Here is a 19,706-nt window from a genome sequence, read left to right on the forward strand (position 1 = left end):
TTTGATAGAAATTTCAAATAAAGTCATGATTCTTTGTTGAATTCGATTTCTAGAATTCCATTGTTATGTTCTGAAGTGTTAACTGATTGGTTAAAAAAAATACCCCAGAATTTCTTCTGAGGTATCAAGTATATAAAGCAAGTTGAATATTAAGAACGAATGGATATTTAGCAGAAATTAGTTTTTAACATAGACTCTTTTAACGCGTTCGCTGATGTTAGTCATGAGTTCATATGGAATCGTTTTCGCTTGGTGAGCTAAATCGGTTAATTGTATTTTTCCACCAAAGGCAATAGCCTCATCTCCTTCCTTCACAAGGGGTAAATGGCTGATATCTACCATGCACATATCCATGCAAATAGCACCTACTGTGGGGCACAAATACCCATTGATTTCAAACATCCCTTTACCCATTCCAAGGCTTCTAGCATAACCATCAGCATAGCCTAAAGCCAGGGTGGCGATGCGTCCGTTCGACTTTAATTTACCCTTTCTACCATAGCCTATGGTTTCATTTTTCTTGATGTCTTTGATTTGTGAAATGTATGTTTTTAAGGTTAAGACATTTTCTAAGGACTTCTTTTCTATTTTATTTTCTGAAATTCCATATAAACTGATACCTAATCGGACCATTTCATACCGAGCAGAAGGGTAATTTTTAATGGCTGCTGAATTAGCAATATGTCGCAAAGGGGTATATCCCAAGGTTTGAATGATCTTTTGGGTCATCTTCTCAAATAAATCCACTTGTTTTTCTGTGAATTTTTGATGTTTGGGCGACTCGGAAGCTACTAAATGACTTAACATACTCGCTACCCAAACTTGTGGCATACTGGCTATCTTTTTAGTTAATTCTTTGCATTGATCAGGACTAAAACCAAGTCGTTTCATACCTGTATCTAGTTTTAGATGAATTTTGATGCTTTTATTATGCGCATGACTATATTCGTCAATGGCTTCCAGCATGGTCATGGAATAAACTTCTGGTTCGAGCGCATAATTGCTTAACGTATCTAACTCTCCAATTTGTGGATTCATGACCATAATAGGGCAATAAATGCCATTTTTACGCAATTGTACTCCTTCATCGGTGTAAGCAACGGTTAGGTAATCTATTCCCTGTTGTTGTAATACTTGAGCAATCTCTACAGCACCAGCTCCATAGGCAAATGCTTTGACCATCACCATGAGTTTGGTATCAGGTCCTATGGTTTCTTTAAAGTAGGTAAGGTTATTCTGTAAAGCGTCTAAATTGACTTCTAATTTAGTACAATGGGTCTTGGTCTCTAAAAGCTGAGTTATTTGTTCAAAATTAAACTTACGCGCTCCTTTTAATAGGACAACAGCATCACTAATTTGATTTAAGATTCCACTACCAATGAGATCTTCGGTATTATAAAATACTTCAATTTCCTTGAATGCGTCTTGGTATTTAATCAAGTGATCCCCGACACCAATTAGTTGATCAATTTTTTGTGATTGAATCAATGTAGCGATTTTGGGATATAATTCGGGTGCAGGGATACCGGCTTCAATGAAGTCACTAATGATTAAAACACGCTTTTTATGTTCGTATTTCTTCAAAAGGGGTAAAGCTAATTGTAAGCCATCCAAATCGTTATTATACGAATCATCGATGATCTGGTTATTCCTGAGTCCTTCTTTGATCTCTAGGCGCATAGAAATCGGACGAATCCATTTGGTTCGAGCTTGAATTTCTTCGACACTCAATCCTGCTACATGCGCCATAATGAGGCAATGACACAGGTTTTCCAAATAGGCTTCATCGGTCAGTTCTGTTTTGACATCTAAGAACGCTTCACTTTGTGCCGGTTTTTTAATCCGTATATGGGTTTCTTTAGGACTTATTTTCCAATAAACATACATGCAGTTAGCCAAATCTTCCGTACTCCAAGCTATGAGTTCAGCTTGTGGATTAATGGACTGCATTTCTGATTTTATAACATCCTGATTGATGTTTTTACGCCGATAGACCAATTTTTCTACATGAGCAAATAGTTGTAGCTTCTCTTGTAGTTTTTGATGATCTGATTCAAAATTTTGGCCATGGGCTTCTCCAAAATGCGTGAATACACCCCAGGTAGGTTGAATGATTTTTTCAATGCGCTGCATTTCACCAACTCGAGAAATGCCAGCTTCAAAAATGGCAATTTGATGTTGAGCTTTTAAGCCCCATACAGATAATGGAACTCCGATTTGAGAGTTGAAACTTTTGGGACTTTTAACGATGGAAAATTTAGTTTGCAATAAGGTTGCTAACCATTCTTTACAGGTGGTTTTTCCATTAGAACCGGTAATGCCAATAACAGGAATCGAAAAACTTTTACGATGAATACGAGCTATTTCTTGTAGACAATTGATGCTATTATCTACGACCCAAAAATCAGCTTGAGTCCATTTTTTTGCTTTTTCTGCCAATAAACCAGACCAAGCATCACTTTCAACAATAAATTCTCGGATGCCTAAATGGTATAAAGGCTCGATGTATTGATGCCCATCATGATGTACCCCTCTTACGGCAAAAAAGGCCGTTTGTTGAGGTAAATAGATTTGACGGCTATCAAGACTAAGTATGCTTGATTTTAATTGTGTGGGCGATGAAAAATGAATCATGTATGGAGGTCAAATTGGCAATTAGCTAAAATACAAAAAGGCGAGGAATACTTCCCTCGCCTTTAACGCTATTTTATATAATTATATTGGTATTAAGCTTCTAATGCTGCTACACCAGGTAAAACTTTACCTTCCATGTATTCTAATAAAGCACCACCACCGGTAGATACATAACTTACACGGTCGCCATATCCTGCATTATTAATAGCAGAAGCAGAATCTCCTCCTCCAATTAATGAAAATGCACCATTTTCTTCTGTCGCTTTAACTACGGCATCTGCAATGGCATTGGTTCCTTTAGCAAAGTTCGGGAATTCAAATACTCCCATAGGTCCATTCCAAAGGATTGTTTTTGATTCAGAAACAACTTTTTGGAATAATTCAATGGTCTTAGGACCGATATCTAATCCTTCCCAACCATCTGGAATTTCGCCTCTATTCACCGTTTGTCTGTTGGCTGAATTACTAAAATCATCCGCCACTACATTATCAACCGGCATGTATAAATTAACTCCTTTTGCCTTTGCTTTTTCTAACAAACTTTTTGCTAAATCTACTTTATCAGGCTCTGAGATTGATTTGCCAATTTTTCCACCTTCTGCTAAAGAAAAGGTATAGGTCATGCCACCACCGATGATCAAATTATCCACCTTATCTAATAATTGCTCGATAATCAAGATTTTATCAGAGATTTTAGAACCTCCCATGATAGCCGTAAACGGTCTATCCGCAAATTCTAATATTTTTTTAGCGTTATCAATTTCTGCTTGCATGACATAACCACTTACTCGGTCGTTCAAGAATTTACCCATCACAGCAGTAGAAGCATGTGCACGGTGAGCAGTTCCAAACGCATCATTTACCCACACATTACCAAGACTGGCTAATTTTTTCGCAAATTCCTCATCACCTTTTTCTTCCTCTTTGTAAAAACGAAGATTTTCCAATAATAGAATTTCACCAGCTTGTAATTCACTAGCTAATTGAGCCGCTTCCTCACCGATACAATCTGGAGCAAATTTTACTTTGATACCAAAAACGATAGAAAGGGGAGTCACTAAGTGTTTCAATGAGTACTTTTCTGTAGGACCATCTTTGGGTCTGCCTAAATGAGACATCAGAATAACCGAACCTCCATCTTTCAGAATTTTCTGAATAGTAGGGATCGTGGCTTTTATACGCGTATCGTCAGTGATTTCGTACCTTTCGTTTAAAGGGACATTAAAATCAACACGAACTAAGGCTTTTTTACCAGCAAAATTGAAATTGGCGACTGTTTGCATACTATTTTTGTTTCAAATTGTAAGTGGATACGTATGCCTCAGATAAGGCAGGCAAATATACCCAAGTTTTATTAATTGTTGAAAAAATCTAATTTTCTGTTGAAAATCTCGAAATTAATCATCGAATAGTACAATTTTTATCCTTTGAACGCTTCTACCTATATGGATAATAGTCCCAATCTCAATTTATCGCCTACCTATTATTGGGATTATTTTCAATATGTATTACGCTATGTAACAAATCATTACAGCCAATTATTGGATGATCAAGAGCAAACTTTTATACGTGATTTTGAAACATCCTCCTTTTCGGCTCAATGTTTGTATTTACGTCTTGCTTCAAGAAAAACTATTTGGTTTCAAGAAAACTCACTTCAATACCCAGAGATTTCTTCTTTGGATGAGGCTAAGACGGAGTTGTTTCATATGAATTTATTGGAAAGAATTGGTCAGACAGAGGGCCAGTCCATATATGCCTGTTTGAATAATTTGAATAAGGCTATTTGTTTCGACTTAATTCAAGTGTCGGGAGAAAAAAGTCCCATAGCTAAATCGGTTTCTAAGCCTGCATTGCTTCAGTATATCGTTGAAAACCTGAGTGAGAAGGAATTGTTAATGCGCTTGGAGAAGCTTCAAATTGGCTTAATTCGGCCATTGCAGACCACTTATTTTCATTTTATCCAGTTTTTATTTTTTGGAAGTCGAAATCATGATTTAACGGATTTTGTGGTTCGTGATTTAGGGCATAGACAATTCATTGATATCGATGAAGCGGATTTAGTACCATATTTTTCTACTCGGGAAGAAGCTATTCAGAAATGGCGCATCAGCATTTGGCGAGAATGGTTTTTTGAGAAGTCGAAAGAGGAAAATGCCGTAGAAGAAGTAATGACTAGTTGGCAAATGAATATGTGGCCCCTAGCTCCGGAATTATTGGAGTTATGCATTGGAAGTTTTGAGAGAACTTTATTTCATGTGGCGCGCTGGTTGGAACGACAAGGTGAATTGGAAATGGCGCTATCAATGTATGAAGAGAGTTTGGCGGGTGCTTCTTTGGAACGAAGAGTCCGACTATTGGTTAAGTTGAAGCGAATCGATGAGGCCAGTATGTGGGCTAGAACAGGTCTGGAATTGATTACCAATCCCAAGGAAAGGCATTTTTTTGAAGATTATCTTTGGAAGCAAGCATCGAAAAAGCAAGTTAAACAAGTGACGGCCAGTTTAAAGGAAGCTGAGAAATTGGCCATATCGATGGAATGGAAAGACCAAGTAGAGGAAGGTGTTGTGGATTATTTTATAAATCAGGGCTATTATGCTGCTTTTACGGAGAATCGTGTTTGGAAAAATATGATGGGACTTTGGTTTTGGGATTTAATATTTCATCAAAATAAAACGGGTTTTCATCATCCTTTTCAATATGCCCCTAGTCATTATGCCAGAGAGAATTTTGCTTTGGATTTACAGGATGAATTCAAAAACTTATTAGGTCTATTGGAAGATGTGACTAGTTGGTTAGCCTTGTTGCAACAGAATGCAGCGCGAAATCAAGGAAAAATGAATCCTTTGGTCGATTGGCAAAATCTGGACTTTGATTTAATTCAGCGCCTAGTGCAGGTGATACCTCATGCTGCTTTAACGGAAGTGGTGACATATATGTGGCAAAATTTGGCTACACATTCCAAGGGTTTCCCCGACTTATTTATTCAAAAAGGGGATGAATATGCCTTTGTAGAAGTGAAATCGCCTAACGATCATTTATCTGCTATTCAGTTTTTTTGGCATGATTTTTTTAGAAAGCAAAATATCTCCATCAGGTTAATTCGAGTAGAATGGATTTAATGATTTGATTATCAAAATTTTCAGTTTTAGTTCCATTTGTTTCAAAAAAATACTTAAGCGTTTATTTCAAAAATATTTGTTAAATGCTTGACATCGTTTTGAAAATATTCTACATTTCCGATGAATCTAGAACGTTCTTTATGTTGTAGGCTTTGTCGGATTCCCAAAGCATTATTTCACCTTTAAATTTCAAGCTTATGAAAGTGCAAGTTCATGCCATCCACTTTACAGCGGATCGTAAATTAGTCGAGAGTATCCAAGCTAAGTTGAACAAATTAGAAACCTTTTATGATCGAATAACCAGCGGAGAGGTATTTCTTAAAATAGAACAAGGGGAGGGGAAAGTAAAAGAAAAGTTACTTGAAATTAAAATATCTGTACCTGGAGCCATTTTGTTTGTCAAAGAGAAAGCCAGGTCTTTCGAAGAAGCCTTAGATTTGGCATTAAATGCCATCGCAGAACAGATTAAGCGCTTTAAGGCTAAAATAACCCAAGTGAAAGTAGCCAAAACGGCTTTGGATATATCAGAATAGTCTGAATATGAAAATGAAAAAGGGGACAATTTGTCCCCTTTTTTTATGCTCTAAAATGGTTTATTAGATTTGAAAAGCAGCTTTTACTGCATCTACGTAATCTAATTTTTCCCAAGTAAATAATTCTACTTCTTGACTGATTTTTTGTCCATTTGGTCCAACGAAAGTCTTGTTAACTACTTCGTTTTTACGTCCCATGTGGCCATAAGCAGCTGTTTCTGAGTACATTGGGTTTCTTAATTTCAAACGTTGTTCGATGAAATAAGGACGCATGTCAAAAATCTCTTCTACTTTTCTTGCAATTTCGCCATCTGTCATGTTCACTTTAGCTGTTCCATAGGTATCGATGAATAAACCGCATGGTTTAGCCACACCAATGGCATAAGAAACTTGAACTAAAACCTGATCACATAAACCAGCAGCAACTAAGTTTTTAGCAATATGACGCGTAGCATAAGCAGCAGAACGGTCAACTTTGGAAGGATCTTTTCCTGAAAAAGCACCACCACCGTGAGCACCTTTTCCACCATATGTATCTACAATAATTTTACGGCCAGTAAGACCTGTATCTCCGTGAGGACCACCAATCACAAATTTACCAGTAGGATTAATGTGATAGGTAATGGCATCATTGAATAAAGCCTGCAATTCCGGTTTTAAGTTGGCTTTTACGCGTGGAATAACGATTTCAACAATATCTTTCTTGATTTTAGCTAACATTTCTGGTTCAGCAGCAAAATCATCATGTTGAGTTGAAACTACAATCGTATCGATACGTTGAGGTACGTGATCATCTGAATATTCAATCGTAACTTGAGATTTAGCATCTGGACGCAAATAGCCAATTAAATTTGGCTCATTGTTGCGAATATAAGACAATTCTTGAAGAATTTTATGGGCTAAATCCAATGCCAAAGGCATGTAATTATCTGTTTCTTTGGTAGCAAAACCAAACATCATTCCTTGGTCACCGGCACCTTGCTCTTCTGGCTTAGCACGCTCTACCCCTTGATTGATGTCAGCCGATTGTTCATGAATAGCAGATAAGATACCACATGAATTGGCTTCAAACATGTATTCTGATTTAGTATATCCAATTTTACGTATAACTTCACGTGTAATCGCTTGAACATCCAAATAGGTATTTGTTTTCACCTCACCAGCTAAAATCACCTGACCTGTAGTTACTAGTGTTTCACATGCCACTTTAGATGTTGGATCGAAAGCCATGAAGTGATCAATAAGTGCATCTGAGATTTGATCGGCCACCTTGTCTGGATGTCCTTCAGATACCGATTCAGACGTGAATAAGTATGCCATTGGCGAAACAGTTTATATGTTTGATGTTATAATTCTGACAAAAATACCATTTATCTTGCGAAGCTACAAGTGCTAGATGAGCTTTTGGATACTTATTTAGAGCTACTTATTAAATGGTACACAGCCTTAATAAAAGGAAGGGGTGGGACGCTCGCCATCAAGCTGAGGTCCTCCCAAAAATTGGTTTTCTCATCTAAAAAGCGTAGCATTTTATGTCCTTTATTTTTTTGAAATAAGGCCTCAAAAACGTCACTTCCAGCCACAGATTGTTCTAAAAGTACTTGTAAAAAGACTTTATCTAACCAGATCTTGAATCGATTAGCTGGTAAGACTAGATGATTGGTTTGGTCTTTTTCTAGCTCTTTAACAAGTGCTTGATTGATGCGTTGGGTACGTAAAAAGCTATATCCTGTAGATGCCTTAACAAAGCCACCTGAGGTGCCAATGCGCAGAATATTTTCAGCTATTTTTTGCTTTTGCCTTGAATCCAAACACATTGGAATAATCCCTTTTTCTTCTTCCTTAATTTGGTAGTCTTCCTCACCTAAATTATAATAGGCTTGTAAATAGGATTTAATTTTATCTTGATAAAAATTAGGCTCTCTAACTTGCGCGGAAAAGAATGTATATTCAAATAATGCTTTGGTAGAAGAAGTGGGAAGGATGTACATAAACTCACATTCTTTTCCCTGTGCCACTCTAAAATCAAATAAGTGGACAGCATCCGATTTAAATATGGGGAAATGGCACTCGATTTCCCAGCCTAGAAAATGCTGTTTGAGATGCTGAGGATTGTTAATTTCACAAGGATAAGGGGAATATGAGTCAAATACTTTATCACTAGCGATAAATTCTCCTGATGTACTGAGCACTCGTGCACCCTTATTTTCTGGAATGATATCTAAAACTTCTGCTTGTAAAAATTCGATGTTGGGAAATAGACTTAGCTGCTTTTTGATAAAGGAATACCAATCGATGCTTCGAATTTTATGGTATTGAAAAGGAGCAATATCTAAAGCTATACTTTTCCCATTCGGACCATGAAACCATAAATTTTTCCAACTTTTTTGAGCCAGAGCATCAAACTCTTCTGGTTTATCTGACCAATAGCACCAAGTTTTATCATTTTCTGATTTACTAGATGGGTCTATGATTAACATGGGTTCCTTTGAAAGGGAACTTTTACTTAAGTAATAGACCAAAGACAGGGCAGACATTCCACCTCCAGCGAAAATATATCGATATGATTTACTGGAAAGTTGAGCAATACTCATGTGGCATTAAATATGGCGTTCTGCGTGATAACTAGAACGAACCAAAGCCCCAGATTCTACATAAGCTAGACCTCTTTTTAAACCTTCCTCTTTATACATGGCGAATGTATCTGGATGAATCCATTCAATCACTTCATGGTGCATTTTGGTGGGCTGTAAATATTGACCAAGGGTTAACACATCCAATCCATGAGCGACTAAATCATCCATTGCCTTGAATACCTCATCTTGTTTTTCTCCTAAACCTAACATGATGCCAGATTTCGTTCTTTTGCCAAAGTCTTTAGTACGCTGGATTTGCTCTAAACTACGCTCATATTTAGCTTGTGGACGTACATAGCGGTACAAGCTCGCCACGGTTTCCATGTTGTGAGAAACAACTTCTTGACCAGCTTCTATCATGCGAATCAAGGCATCCCAATTACCTTTAGTATCTGGAATTAATGTTTCAATGGTCGTTTGTGGTGTACTTTCTTTAACAGCGCGTACAGTTTGATACCAAATTTCAGCTCCTTTATCTTTCAGCTCATCTCGATTAACAGAAGTAATGACTGCATGCTTTACTTTCATTAAGCGAATGGCCTCTGCTACTCGTCTTGGTTCATCCTCATCATATTCTGGCGGTCTACCTGTAGCAACTGCACAGAAAGTACAAGAACGGGTACATACATTTCCTAAAATCATGAATGTTGCTGTACCTTCTCCCCAGCATTCTCCCATATTGGGGCAGTTACCTGATTGACAAATAGTGTGTAATTTATATTCATCCACAATCTTTCTAACATTCGTGTATTTCTCACCAATGGGTAGTTTAACACGAAGCCAATCCGGTTTACGTGTATTAGCTGTGGGATTTATTTGAGGTAATTCAATCATCTTATATCAATATGTTCTTCCAAAGAAGAAAGTTAAATAACCAGTTGTATAAACTGATCTTGGACTGGTTTGGTTAAGGATTTCAACGGGATTTTGGAATACATCCACTATAAAGCCAACTTCCAAACTCAAATAATTACGCTTAATGGTATTGAGTTCAATATCAAAACCAGATTTCAGATGCCAACCGGGCACCATTTTAGAATCTCCACTTCCGGCAAAATAACCACCTTCTCCAACTATCACCGATCTACCTGTCGGGGAATTAGCCATTGTTTCTGTATAAGGAATAGATTTAATGATGGTTCTACCTGAATTGGGGTCTAAATAAGAAACATCCACATAATAGGGGATTTTGATTCCTAAACTAGGACCTGTTGCCAAGATTCCTTTTAAAGCTGCACCGCCTTCGCTCGATTTTTTAAACAACATCCACTGCATGCCAAACTCCGGTCTAACAATCAATAAATTATTTAATTTCCCTTCAATATAGCTTCTTCCATTGTACGAAAAAGGAGAAGTGAATTCACGATAATCCTTTAAATTGACAATGTCTAGGCCAATGATAGGTTGCCGACTTGGGTTTTTATTCCAAGATTTCCGCAAATTAAATCCTCCAAAAATCCCCGAATTGGTAGTCGTGGTTAATCCTATTGCCCAAGTTCCTCGTTCAACGAAAGAACTGGTACCTGCGTTGGAATTAGGCGTCTTAGCAGAATTACTAGCTTTACTTGGTATTTGATTGGGGCTGGTGGTCGTGCTAGGACTACCACTTCGTTGAGCCCATATCAAAGAGGGCATTAGTAAAAGTGCCAATACATACTTAGGTAAAGCCTGCTTCATGTTAACGGCTAGTATATGGTTTCAAATCCTCATTGGATATGTCCCAATGAGAGGCATGGTATGTACATTTACCTCCATCAATCACTAAAACTTGGGGAGATTGATGTTCCACTTGAAATGTTTCAGCAATTTGATTAGAAATAGGGCGAAAAGCAATTAAATCTAATAAATATGCCGGGGTAACATCTTGATCCCAGGCCCTCTCTAGTCTATTCAAAGAAGTGGCAGAGATGGAACAACGGGTGCTATGTTTAAAAATAACGACAGGTTGTTTTTGAGAATCTTCTAAGATTTGATCAATTTGTTGAGTTTCGTTTAATGTATTCCAGTTCATAAGAATGATGCAGGTTTTCTGCATATTTCGTAATTTTAAAGATTCACCTTCAAATTTAAGAAAAACTTGAGAGTTTGGCTGTATTCTTTTGCCTTGTTTTTGTATCGTCAAACCCTAAGAGGCTTGTCAAAGTTCCATACCAAGGCTAATCTTTGGAATCAAGGGCAAAATGAAGTTTGGCAAGGTCTTGAAAATACGTTTGCCCATCAAAATAAACCTGTTGCTTGGTTTCATACGGCTTCTATGGGGGAATTTGAACAAGGAAGACCCATTATTGAAGCATATAAGAAGCAATTTCCATCGCATTTTATCTTAGTAACCTTTTTTTCGCCTTCTGGTTATGAAGTTCGAAAGAATTTTGCTGGGGTGGACTTTGTCTCTTATTTACCTTTAGATGGAGCTCAATCAAGTGCCCGTTTTTTAGACTTGGTCAAACCTCAATTAGCCATTTTTGTTAAATATGAATTTTGGCATTTTTACCTAACTGGATTGGCAAAGCGACAGGTTCCTTTATTGTTAGTGTCTGCGATATTTCGACCAAAACAAGTCTTTTTTGCTTGGTATGGAGGTTTTTATCGGAACTTATTAAGGCAGTTTACTCATTTGTTTGTCCAAGATGAAGCCTCGAAAGATTTATTAGAAAGTATTGGGATAAAACAGGTACAAGTAGCGGGGGATACTCGCTTTGATCGAGTTTATGCTCAGTCTAAACAGGTGAGCTCTTGGGATTTATTGGACCAGTTTTTAGATGGACAAGCCTTTGCTGTGTTAGGTTCTGTTTGGCAAGCCGACATGGACCGCATTATTCCATTAATCAATAAACAATCTTTACCCATCAAATGGGTGATTGTTCCCCATGAAATACATGATACGGAACTAGAAAAATGGAAGAAAAGCATTCAGTTGTCCTCTGTTTATTCACAAGGTGATTCCGCTGAGCCTTGGTCTAATCATCAAGTATTAATCGTCAATGAAGTGGGACGTTTATCCTCCATATATCAAGGGGCTGATTTTGCTTTTATCGGTGGTGCCTATGGTGCTGGATTACATAATACTCTGGAAGCGGCCGTTTTTGGGCCTGTCATCGCTTTTGGAGATTTGAACTATCTCAAATTTAGGGAAGCATGTGCATTACTTGAAGAAGGAATTGCATCGACGGTTTCTAGTACAGAAGATTTAGAAAAATATTGGTTAGACTTGTGGAATAATCCCAGTCGAAGAGCTCAGATTAAAGCAAAATCAGTAGCCTTTATTAACAAAAATAGGGGAGCAACGGATGCCATTATGCACGTTTTAATATCCAATCAACATGACTGAGCTAAAGAATAAAGGGTTGATTATTCGCTCCACGGGCTCTTGGTACGAGATTCGTTCGGAAGAAGGAAAGGTATATAATGGGCGTTTGAAAGGGAAATTTAAATTAAAAGGTCCTCAAACCTCGAATCCTATCGCTGTGGGCGATTGGGTAATGTATGAAATGGAGGATGAGGTACATCAAACGGTTTTGATTGTTGAGATTTTGCCCCGACAAAACTATTTGATCCGTAAATCGGTACATAAAACGGGTCAAGGGCAATTATTAGCCGCCAATATTGATCAGGCAATTTTCATCATGACGTATAAAATGCCAAAGACTTCTTTGGGTTTTATGGACCGATTTTTAGTAACGGCCGAGGCTTTCCGAATACCAGTGCAAATTGTGTTTAACAAGATGGATTTGCTCAATGAGGAAGAACAAGATCAGGTTTTTGAATGGGCAGGATTGTACCAATCTTTGGGATACGGGATTTTATTTACTTCCATTCCCAATAAACAAGGGATAGAGGAGTTTAAAGATATGTTTCAAGGAAAAGTATCTTTGATGTCAGGACATTCTGGAGTCGGGAAATCCAGTTTAATGAATATCGTAGCTCCCGATTTACATATCAAAACTAAGGAGGTATCCGATTTTGCTAAAAAGGGAGTTCATACCACCACCTATGCTACCATGTGGGAATTGGGGAAGGATACCTACTTGATAGACAGCCCAGGAATCAAGGAATTGGGGATTTTAGAGATTGAGAAAGAAGAATTGGCGCATTATTTTCCCGAAATGCGTGAACTTCTAGGCAAATGTAAGTTTAATAATTGCATGCATTTGTCGGAACCTGGCTGTGTGGTGCGAGAGGCATTAGAAGAGGGTGAAATAGCAGAGTCGAGGTATTTTAGTTATTTGAGTATGCTTGAAAATAATGATAATAGACGCTAAACCTAAAAAAACGATGAACAAAGAATTATTATGGGGGATTGATTTGGGGGGGACAAAGATTGAATGTGCGGTTTTGGATAAACAGAACCCAAGTCATGTGGTTGTAAGAGAGCGCATTGATACTGAATCAGCTAAGGGATATGATCATATCATTGCACAAATTAAGATTTTGGTTGACCGAGTAACGGGCATCATCGGCGAAAAGCCTAAGGCCATTGGATTTGCTACACCTGGTGTGTTAAATCCATTGACCAATACCATGAAAAACTGCAATACCGTTTGTTTAAATGGACAAGCTTTAGCTACGGATTTAGCCAATACGCTAGGGTGTGAAGTAAAACTTGCGAATGATGCCAACTGCTTTGCACTAGCAGAAACCTTGTTAGGTGCTGTACAAGATGTTAATCCAAATGCGGAAGTCGCTTTTGGTGTTATTATGGGAACAGGAGTAGGAGGAGGCCTGGTGGTACATGGTAAAATCATCAATGGCTTACATGGCATTGGTGGTGAATGGGGGCATAATATTTTGGAAGATGATGGAGATTCTTGTTATTGTGGTAAATCGGGTTGTGTGGAAACCGTTATTTCAGGACCTGCTTTGGAGAAATATTATGAAAAGCATTCGGGTAAAAAAATGAAATTGAAGGAGATTTTACAGGCGGCTAAGGATCATTCGGATGCAGCTGCAGAAGCGACTGTCGAGCGTATGGTAGATTATTTTGGGAGGGCTATTTCCACATTAATCAATGTAATTGACCCAGATGTCATTGTGATTGGTGGCGGCGTTGGCAATGTAGATTTATTGTATTCAGAAGGCTACGAGCGCATTAAAAAGTATATTTTTAATTCTAGAGAGGTGCATACACCGGTCGTAAAGCCTAAGCTGGGAGATAGTGCAGGGGTATTTGGTGCGGCTATGTTATATAGTTAGGTATTTGTTACTTTATAAAAAAGCTCATTAGAATCCCTAATGAGCTTTTTTTATGGATGGTAAATCTAGTTCTACACTTTTAAAAACCATTTTTTGCGGTAAAATACGTAGCAAATAATCCAACATACCAGTACAAAACTGATGGCATAAGCCAAAGAACCGTTGTATTTGCCTAATACTGGTTCAAATAGGTGCCAATACATCCAATTGCTAGCCGAAGTAGTGCCATCTCCTTCTGCTATTTGCCATTTGTTTAATTGAATGGCTAAAAGCTCTGAAATACCATAGGCTAAAATCGAATTGGTACCAAAGACCAAGAAAAATGTATTAGCAAATTTCCTTTCTTTGATTTCAATCCACCAATAGATCAAGGCAATTAAGATAAAGTCAATACCTGCACATAGGAGGACAAAAGAGCTAGACCACAGCTTTTTGTTGATAGGAAAGGCAAAATTCCAAATAAGTGCCAAGACAATTAGACCAGCTCCAGCGCTCACTAATGGAAATGTAACTTCCTTGCCATCTACTCTTCTTTTCTCTAAAAAGAGGCTCACTTGATAACCAAATAAACAGGTAGAAAAGGCCGGTAAAGTACTTAATAAACCCTCTGGGTCAAAGGCGATGCCATCTCCGTGATATAAATGCGAAGGACCAAATAAGAATAAATCAAGCTTGCGGACAGCATTAGTTCCTAAATCAAAGGCTGCACCATGATCTCCAAATACAAGCATCAAAATCCAATAGAGTAATAAAATGGCCACGTTGACCCCTGTGAGCCATTTTTCCTCAACAAGTAAAACAATGAAAGAAATGGCGCAATAGGAAAGTGCAATCCTAGGTAATACGTTTAGAAAACGCATGTTTTCTAAGGAAAAATCTAGGAATGGAAAGTAAAAAATGAGGTAATTGATGAGAAATAATAGGACAGTTCTTTTTAAAATCTTATTCCTTAAGGTTGGCGTTAACTGAAATTGAAATGACTTAAATGCAAAGCGCATGGCGACACCAACCATGAACAAGAAAGAAGGAAAGACTAAGTCGGTAGGAGTAAAACCATGCCAACTAGCGTGTTTTAATGGAGCATAGGTAAACTCACCATTTCCAGAGGTATTGACCAATATCATCATGGCTAGTGTAATACCCCGAAAAATGTCTAGGGAAAGAAAGCGTGTTTTCATGTAGGTTTAGTTTGAAAAATAAAATGGAATCACTTGTTGAGTGATTTTATCTGTAAATCTAAAATAATATTTGCCAGAAACGAGGGGAGGTGGGTAAAAATCTTGTTGGGTATTGGTCCATAAAAATTCATGAATGATTGCTCCCCAATTACTAATTAATTCCACTTTGATCTCAGTATTCTGTTCCCTTTCTAAGTGAATTACTTCCCCCAATCGTAGTACATTGGGGTAAATCAGGATCTTTGGCTTTTCTATTTCTTCTATACTTAAAATGGGATTCAATAGTTTGTCAATTCGGTTGAAGTTGGGTACCCCATATCCCAAAGAATTATCAGGATTACTACTTTGATGACCTGATTGTCGAATGGCATTCATCACTTGCCATGGAGATTTGTTAGGATTAGCTTGAAGTGTTCCAGCTACTAGACCTGCCATCAATGGTGCTGCAAAAGAAGTGCCATTGGAAGTTGTATAGGTTCCTAAATAACTGCCAATGGCGGTTGCCAGTCCCATAGCTGCTACATCCGGTTTAATCCGTCCGTCCGAACTAGGGCCCCAAGAACTAAAGTTGGCCCGAAGCATGGATTTATCTACAGCCGCCACGGCTAAAATGGAATCAGCATCGGCAGGTGAAGAAATGTATTTCCAACTAGCAGCTCCTTCATTTCCCGCCGAAATGGTACAAATGATGCCTCGCTGTGCCGCCCAAGCTGCCGCTTTACTGCTTAAGGCAGTTTTACCATTCATTTCGGCATAAGTATGATTGCTTAATTTAAGATCAAATATGGTGTAGCCTAGAGAAGAACTAATAATATCTGTGCCTAAACTGTCGGCCCATTCGGCCCCTCGCAGCCAATTGACTTCTTCTACTATTTTCTCGGTACTGCCTTCTTCGGTTTGCGCAAGGGCAAATTGAGCCTGATATGCTGTGCCAATCAGTTTACCTGGAGTAAATGCAGCTATAGTACTCAAGACATGCGTTCCATGTGAACCCTGGCTATATACGTCGCTCAATCCGGGCGTAGTTGTTAACGTGGCAATAATTCTTTTCTCAGAAAAGGCTCTCAAAAGAAAGGGGGTATTGTTTGCATTTTGAAAACCTTCATCTAATACGCTAATTAAAATACCTTCTCCATGAAATCCTTTGAGATGCATGTTATTGACACCCAATTGACTAATCTGCGTGCTTGAATTTCCATAATCTAAACTATCAGCCAAGGTGATGGAGGCTTGAGGCAAATCAGGGAGTTTGGGTCTTTTCTTTGAAATTTGAAAGCTTGAACTGGAATCGATGGGGTAGGCATAGTATAAGCCTTTAACTCCAGCCTGACTTAGGGTCTTGGCCAAATCTTTGGGCTTTTGTTGTATAAGGGCTCCATTAATCCATTTTAAAGAGAATAATACTTTGGCACCACTTTTTTGAACGTTTATGAGATAATCTGGGTTTACAGGTAAGTCTTGTTCTTGTAAGGCAATCTTGAATTTCTTCCTACGTTCTATGGAGCGAGTACTTAGAAACTTGTCAGGTTGAGCAATAGAATAAGGTGAGTTAGCTTTATCTTTAAACAAAATGAGGTATCGGTAGCTGTCATTCTGCGCCAAGGTATGGGTACAGATTAACAGAAAACTGATAAAAAAAAGGAGATCAAGTGGTTTAATGAATGACATTAAGCTAATATATTTAATTAATGTGTAAATTTGGTTGTTTCAAACGTAATTTGATGAAAAGCGCGATACAACGTTTTTTCTTGGTGTTCATGTCGGCATGGCTTTTGATAGGTCATGTGGGCTTTGCCTACCGTATATCAGATTGTTTGGTAACTGGGAAAAAGAAAGTTACTTGGGCTACTCCATCATCATCTTCATCCTCATCCAAAGAAACAAGCATTTCTCGGGCTGCTTGTTATGAATATGCCCATATTCAGGTCAAATTTAGTTTTGATCAACAAATCAAAAAGGTTCAAAATACCCTAGATCAAACACAAATTTGTTCGGAGGTGTTCGTTCCAACTTTTTCCAATCCAGCTAATTTAATAGCCATTGATCGGGAAGGAACTATTCAGGAATTTCCTTATTTAAAGCCATTGCATGAGCGACTGGCTTTTATTCAACGTTACAATATTTGATTGGGCTAAAATTCAGATTGAATTTTTTCTCATTCTTATTGTAATCTTATGTCAATTCACCGAATTATATTGTTGGGATTGCTTTTTACCTTCTCGGTAGCAGTGCCCTATAGCTTTGGACAAGTGGTTCAAGGCCGAGTTATGAGCTTGGATGCTCAAGGAAACATGGAAGACCTCGTTGGAGCTTCCGTTTATTTCAAACCTATAAAGAAAGGGACTTTAACTGATGTTAAAGGGGCTTTTTCTTTGGATGTACAAGGTAAAACAGGTTGGATGATTTTTAGCTCAACGGGTTTTATCAATGATTCCATTTTTGTCGATAAAAATCAATTTTTGCACGTACACTTAAAGCCTGCGAATAAAGAGCTAAGCGAAGTGCGTGTTATTGCTGCACCCGGTAATCATGATGATGTTGCCACGCTGCATACGGAAATTTTGACAATGAAGACATTGGCCAAAGCAGCTTGCTGTAATTTGTCGGAAAGCTTTGAAACCAATGCCTCTGTATCCGTGAGTTTTGCCGATGCCGTGACGGGTGCCAAGCAGATTCAATTGTTAGGTTTATCGGGTACTTACGTGCAAACCAATGTGGAGAATATCCCCTCCATTCGAGGATTAAAAACCACATATGGATTGAATTATTTACCAGGTACTTGGATTAAATCCATTGATTTAGCCAAAGGTCAAAGCTCCGTAGTCAATGGCTATGAGTCGATTACCGGAGGAATTAATGTAGAATTAGCTAAGCCAGATACGTCTGAAAAGTATTTTTTGAATGTGTATACCAACTCTCAAGGTCGTTTTGAGATTAATCAGCAAGGAGCACATAAATTCAACTCGCGATTGTCTACAGGGCTTTTTACGCATTATTCGAAGCAAGCAGCTCGTTTGGATGGAAATGGGGATGGATTCATAGATTTGCCGCTTTTCGATTTATGGAATGTGCTAAACCGCTGGAAGTATGCCACGGATCGTTGGATGGTTCAATGGGGCGCTTCGTATTTATATGAAAATCGTTTGGCGGGTCAAAATAACTTTGATGAAAATACGTCTAATCGATTTTTGGTATATGGATTTGGAAGTAAGACTTCTCGATTTGAAACCTTTGCCAAGATTGCGCGATTATTCCCTGATAAACCTTATCAAGGTTTAGGCTTGATTTTAAATATGGCTCAGCATCAAAATGACTCCTATTTTGCTTTCAAAAATTATGTAGGCAGGGAACAAAGTATGTATGCTAATTTGATTTACCAATCCATCTTTGATAATACCAATCATAGCTGGAAAGCAGGAGCTAGTTTTTTATATGATTCGTATCAAGAACGTTATATTGATTCATCTTTTGCTCGGACAGAATTAGTACCAGGAGCATTTTTTGAATATACTTGGACAGTGCCCAATCACCTAACCATGGTGGTGGGAAATCGCATCGATTGGCACAATCAATTTGGAGCACAATGGGTACCTAGATGGCATTTGAAGTGGGATGCGGCGGAAAATTGGATTGTGCGATTATCAGCAGGAAAAGGCTGGCGACGGGTGAATCCTTTGGCAGAAAATATGGGATTCTTGGCTAATGGGAGACGATTGCTGCTTTTAGGCGATCTGAATCCATTGGAAAAAGCATGGAATTTTGGGGCTACTTTGACGAAGAATTTCCAAATTGGTACGCGAAAAGGAAGTTTAGTATTGGATGCTTTCCGTACAGATTTTGAAAAGCAATGGATGGTGGATATGGAAAATGGGGGCGAACTTCGAATGTATAGTAATCCGGGAGTATCTTTTGCCAACAGTTGGCAGGCAGAGTTAAATTATAGTCCTATAAAACGATTAGAGTTGAAGGCAGCTTATCGCTACCAAGATGTTCAGGCGGATTACTTGACGGTTCAAGGGGCCTTAAATCGCCTGCCTAAGGCCTATTTGAATAAGGATCGTGTATTGGTGAATATAGCTTATGCCACACCATATGAAAAGTGGAAGTACGATTTGACCTGGCAGTGGAATGGCAGCCGAAGAATTCCGAATGGAAGTTTAGCTCATGTACATGATGGAGTGAGTCCATCATTGACAGCTCCGGCATTCTCCACCGTATATGCACAAGTAACTCGCCAATTCAAAAAGTGGGAAATGTATGTAGGTGCTGAAAATCTTTTTAATTTTACCCAATCTAATCCTATCATGTCTGCCAAAGATCCATTTAGTCGGGGATTTGATGCTACCATGGTCTGGGGACCTATTGTAGGTAGGATGATTTATACAGGAATGCGTTATAAAATTCAATAAATAG

The 19,706-nt window shown here is 38.2% G+C and carries 16 protein-coding genes; 7 read left to right on the forward strand and 9 right to left on the reverse strand.

Translation table 11 applies throughout. The annotated features are described in order from the left end of the window. Nucleotides 1-177 precede the first annotated feature (177 nt). The gene (locus HME7025_RS05075; RefSeq protein WP_109322594.1) at nucleotides 178-2,634 is read right to left on the reverse strand and encodes a bifunctional UDP-N-acetylmuramoyl-tripeptide:D-alanyl-D-alanine ligase/alanine racemase; all 2,457 of its coding nucleotides are present in this window, start codon (nucleotides 2,632-2,634) and stop codon (nucleotides 178-180) included. 92 nt (nucleotides 2,635-2,726) lie between these two features. Continuing rightward, entirely contained in the window at nucleotides 2,727-3,917 is a 1,191-nt protein-coding gene (locus HME7025_RS05080) for a phosphoglycerate kinase (RefSeq protein ID WP_109322595.1), read from the reverse strand. Nucleotides 3,918-4,079: 162 nt separating this feature from the next. Between HME7025_RS05080 and HME7025_RS05085 the strand changes: the two genes are divergently transcribed. Both HME7025_RS05085 and HME7025_RS05090 read left to right on the forward strand, forming a co-directional pair. Further along, entirely contained in the window at nucleotides 4,080-5,756 is a 1,677-nt protein-coding gene (locus tag HME7025_RS05085) for a VRR-NUC domain-containing protein (protein ID WP_109322596.1), read from the forward strand. Between the two features lie 197 nt (nucleotides 5,757-5,953). After that, complete coding sequence (locus HME7025_RS05090) at nucleotides 5,954-6,289, forward strand: HPF/RaiA family ribosome-associated protein (protein WP_109322597.1); 336 nt, start codon at nucleotides 5,954-5,956, stop codon at nucleotides 6,287-6,289. Nucleotides 6,290-6,352: 63 nt separating this feature from the next. On the opposite strand, the gene metK is transcribed toward HME7025_RS05090, so the two are convergent. From metK to ytxJ, 5 genes are all read right to left on the reverse strand, one after another. Further along, a complete protein-coding gene (metK, locus tag HME7025_RS05095; RefSeq protein WP_109322598.1) occupies nucleotides 6,353-7,609 on the reverse strand; it encodes a methionine adenosyltransferase in 1,257 nt (418 codons plus the stop codon). A gap of 92 nt (nucleotides 7,610-7,701) precedes the next feature. Then, on the reverse strand, nucleotides 7,702-8,883 hold the full coding sequence (locus HME7025_RS05100; RefSeq protein ID WP_109322599.1) for a lycopene cyclase family protein: 1,182 nt from the start codon (nucleotides 8,881-8,883) through the stop codon (nucleotides 7,702-7,704). A 6-nt stretch (nucleotides 8,884-8,889) separates the two neighbouring features. After that, nucleotides 8,890-9,759: a lipoyl synthase gene (gene lipA, locus HME7025_RS05105; RefSeq protein ID WP_109322600.1), complete on the reverse strand. Its 870-nt coding sequence runs from the start codon at nucleotides 9,757-9,759 to the stop codon at nucleotides 8,890-8,892. 6 nt (nucleotides 9,760-9,765) lie between these two features. Then, on the reverse strand, nucleotides 9,766-10,602 hold the full coding sequence (locus HME7025_RS05110; RefSeq protein WP_109322601.1) for a hypothetical protein: 837 nt from the start codon (nucleotides 10,600-10,602) through the stop codon (nucleotides 9,766-9,768). A 1-nt stretch (nucleotide 10,603) separates the two neighbouring features. Next, entirely contained in the window at nucleotides 10,604-10,936 is a 333-nt protein-coding gene (gene ytxJ / locus HME7025_RS05115; protein WP_109325012.1) for a bacillithiol system redox-active protein YtxJ, read from the reverse strand. A 123-nt stretch (nucleotides 10,937-11,059) separates the two neighbouring features. On the opposite strand from ytxJ, the gene HME7025_RS05120 reads away from it, so the two are divergent. From HME7025_RS05120 to HME7025_RS05130, 3 genes are read left to right on the forward strand one after another with little or no spacing between them, the layout of a single operon-like run. After that, nucleotides 11,060-12,253 (forward strand): 3-deoxy-D-manno-octulosonic acid transferase, encoded by a 1,194-nt coding sequence (locus tag HME7025_RS05120; RefSeq protein ID WP_161956207.1) that lies wholly within the window; start codon nucleotides 11,060-11,062, stop codon nucleotides 12,251-12,253. Then, on the forward strand, nucleotides 12,246-13,184 hold the full coding sequence (gene rsgA, locus HME7025_RS05125; protein WP_109322603.1) for a ribosome small subunit-dependent GTPase A: 939 nt from the start codon (nucleotides 12,246-12,248) through the stop codon (nucleotides 13,182-13,184). Before HME7025_RS05120 ends, rsgA begins: the two co-directional genes overlap by 8 nt. 13 nt (nucleotides 13,185-13,197) lie before the next feature. Further along, nucleotides 13,198-14,115, forward strand: a complete 918-nt coding sequence (locus tag HME7025_RS05130) for an ROK family protein (protein ID WP_109325013.1) — start codon at nucleotides 13,198-13,200, stop codon at nucleotides 14,113-14,115. A gap of 71 nt (nucleotides 14,116-14,186) precedes the next feature. On the opposite strand, the gene HME7025_RS05135 is transcribed toward HME7025_RS05130, so the two are convergent. Continuing rightward, nucleotides 14,187-15,293, reverse strand: coding sequence for an acyltransferase family protein (locus HME7025_RS05135; protein WP_109322604.1), 1,107 nt, complete (start codon nucleotides 15,291-15,293; stop codon nucleotides 14,187-14,189). A 6-nt stretch (nucleotides 15,294-15,299) separates the two neighbouring features. Continuing rightward, on the reverse strand, nucleotides 15,300-16,895 hold the full coding sequence (locus tag HME7025_RS05140) for a S8 family serine peptidase (RefSeq protein WP_161956208.1): 1,596 nt from the start codon (nucleotides 16,893-16,895) through the stop codon (nucleotides 15,300-15,302). 119 nt (nucleotides 16,896-17,014) lie between these two features. Between HME7025_RS05140 and HME7025_RS05145 the strand changes: the two genes are divergently transcribed. Together HME7025_RS05145 and HME7025_RS05150 are read left to right on the forward strand one after the other, a co-directional pair. After that, entirely contained in the window at nucleotides 17,015-17,419 is a 405-nt protein-coding gene (locus HME7025_RS05145; protein ID WP_154401933.1) for a hypothetical protein, read from the forward strand. Between the two features lie 48 nt (nucleotides 17,420-17,467). Further along, complete coding sequence (locus HME7025_RS05150; protein WP_109322607.1) at nucleotides 17,468-19,702, forward strand: TonB-dependent receptor; 2,235 nt, start codon at nucleotides 17,468-17,470, stop codon at nucleotides 19,700-19,702. The last annotated feature ends 4 nt before the right edge of the window (nucleotides 19,703-19,706 follow it).

The organism is Aquirufa nivalisilvae, assembly GCF_003143535.1.
Taxonomy (GTDB): Bacteria; Bacteroidota; Bacteroidia; order Cytophagales; family Spirosomataceae; genus Aquirufa; species Aquirufa nivalisilvae.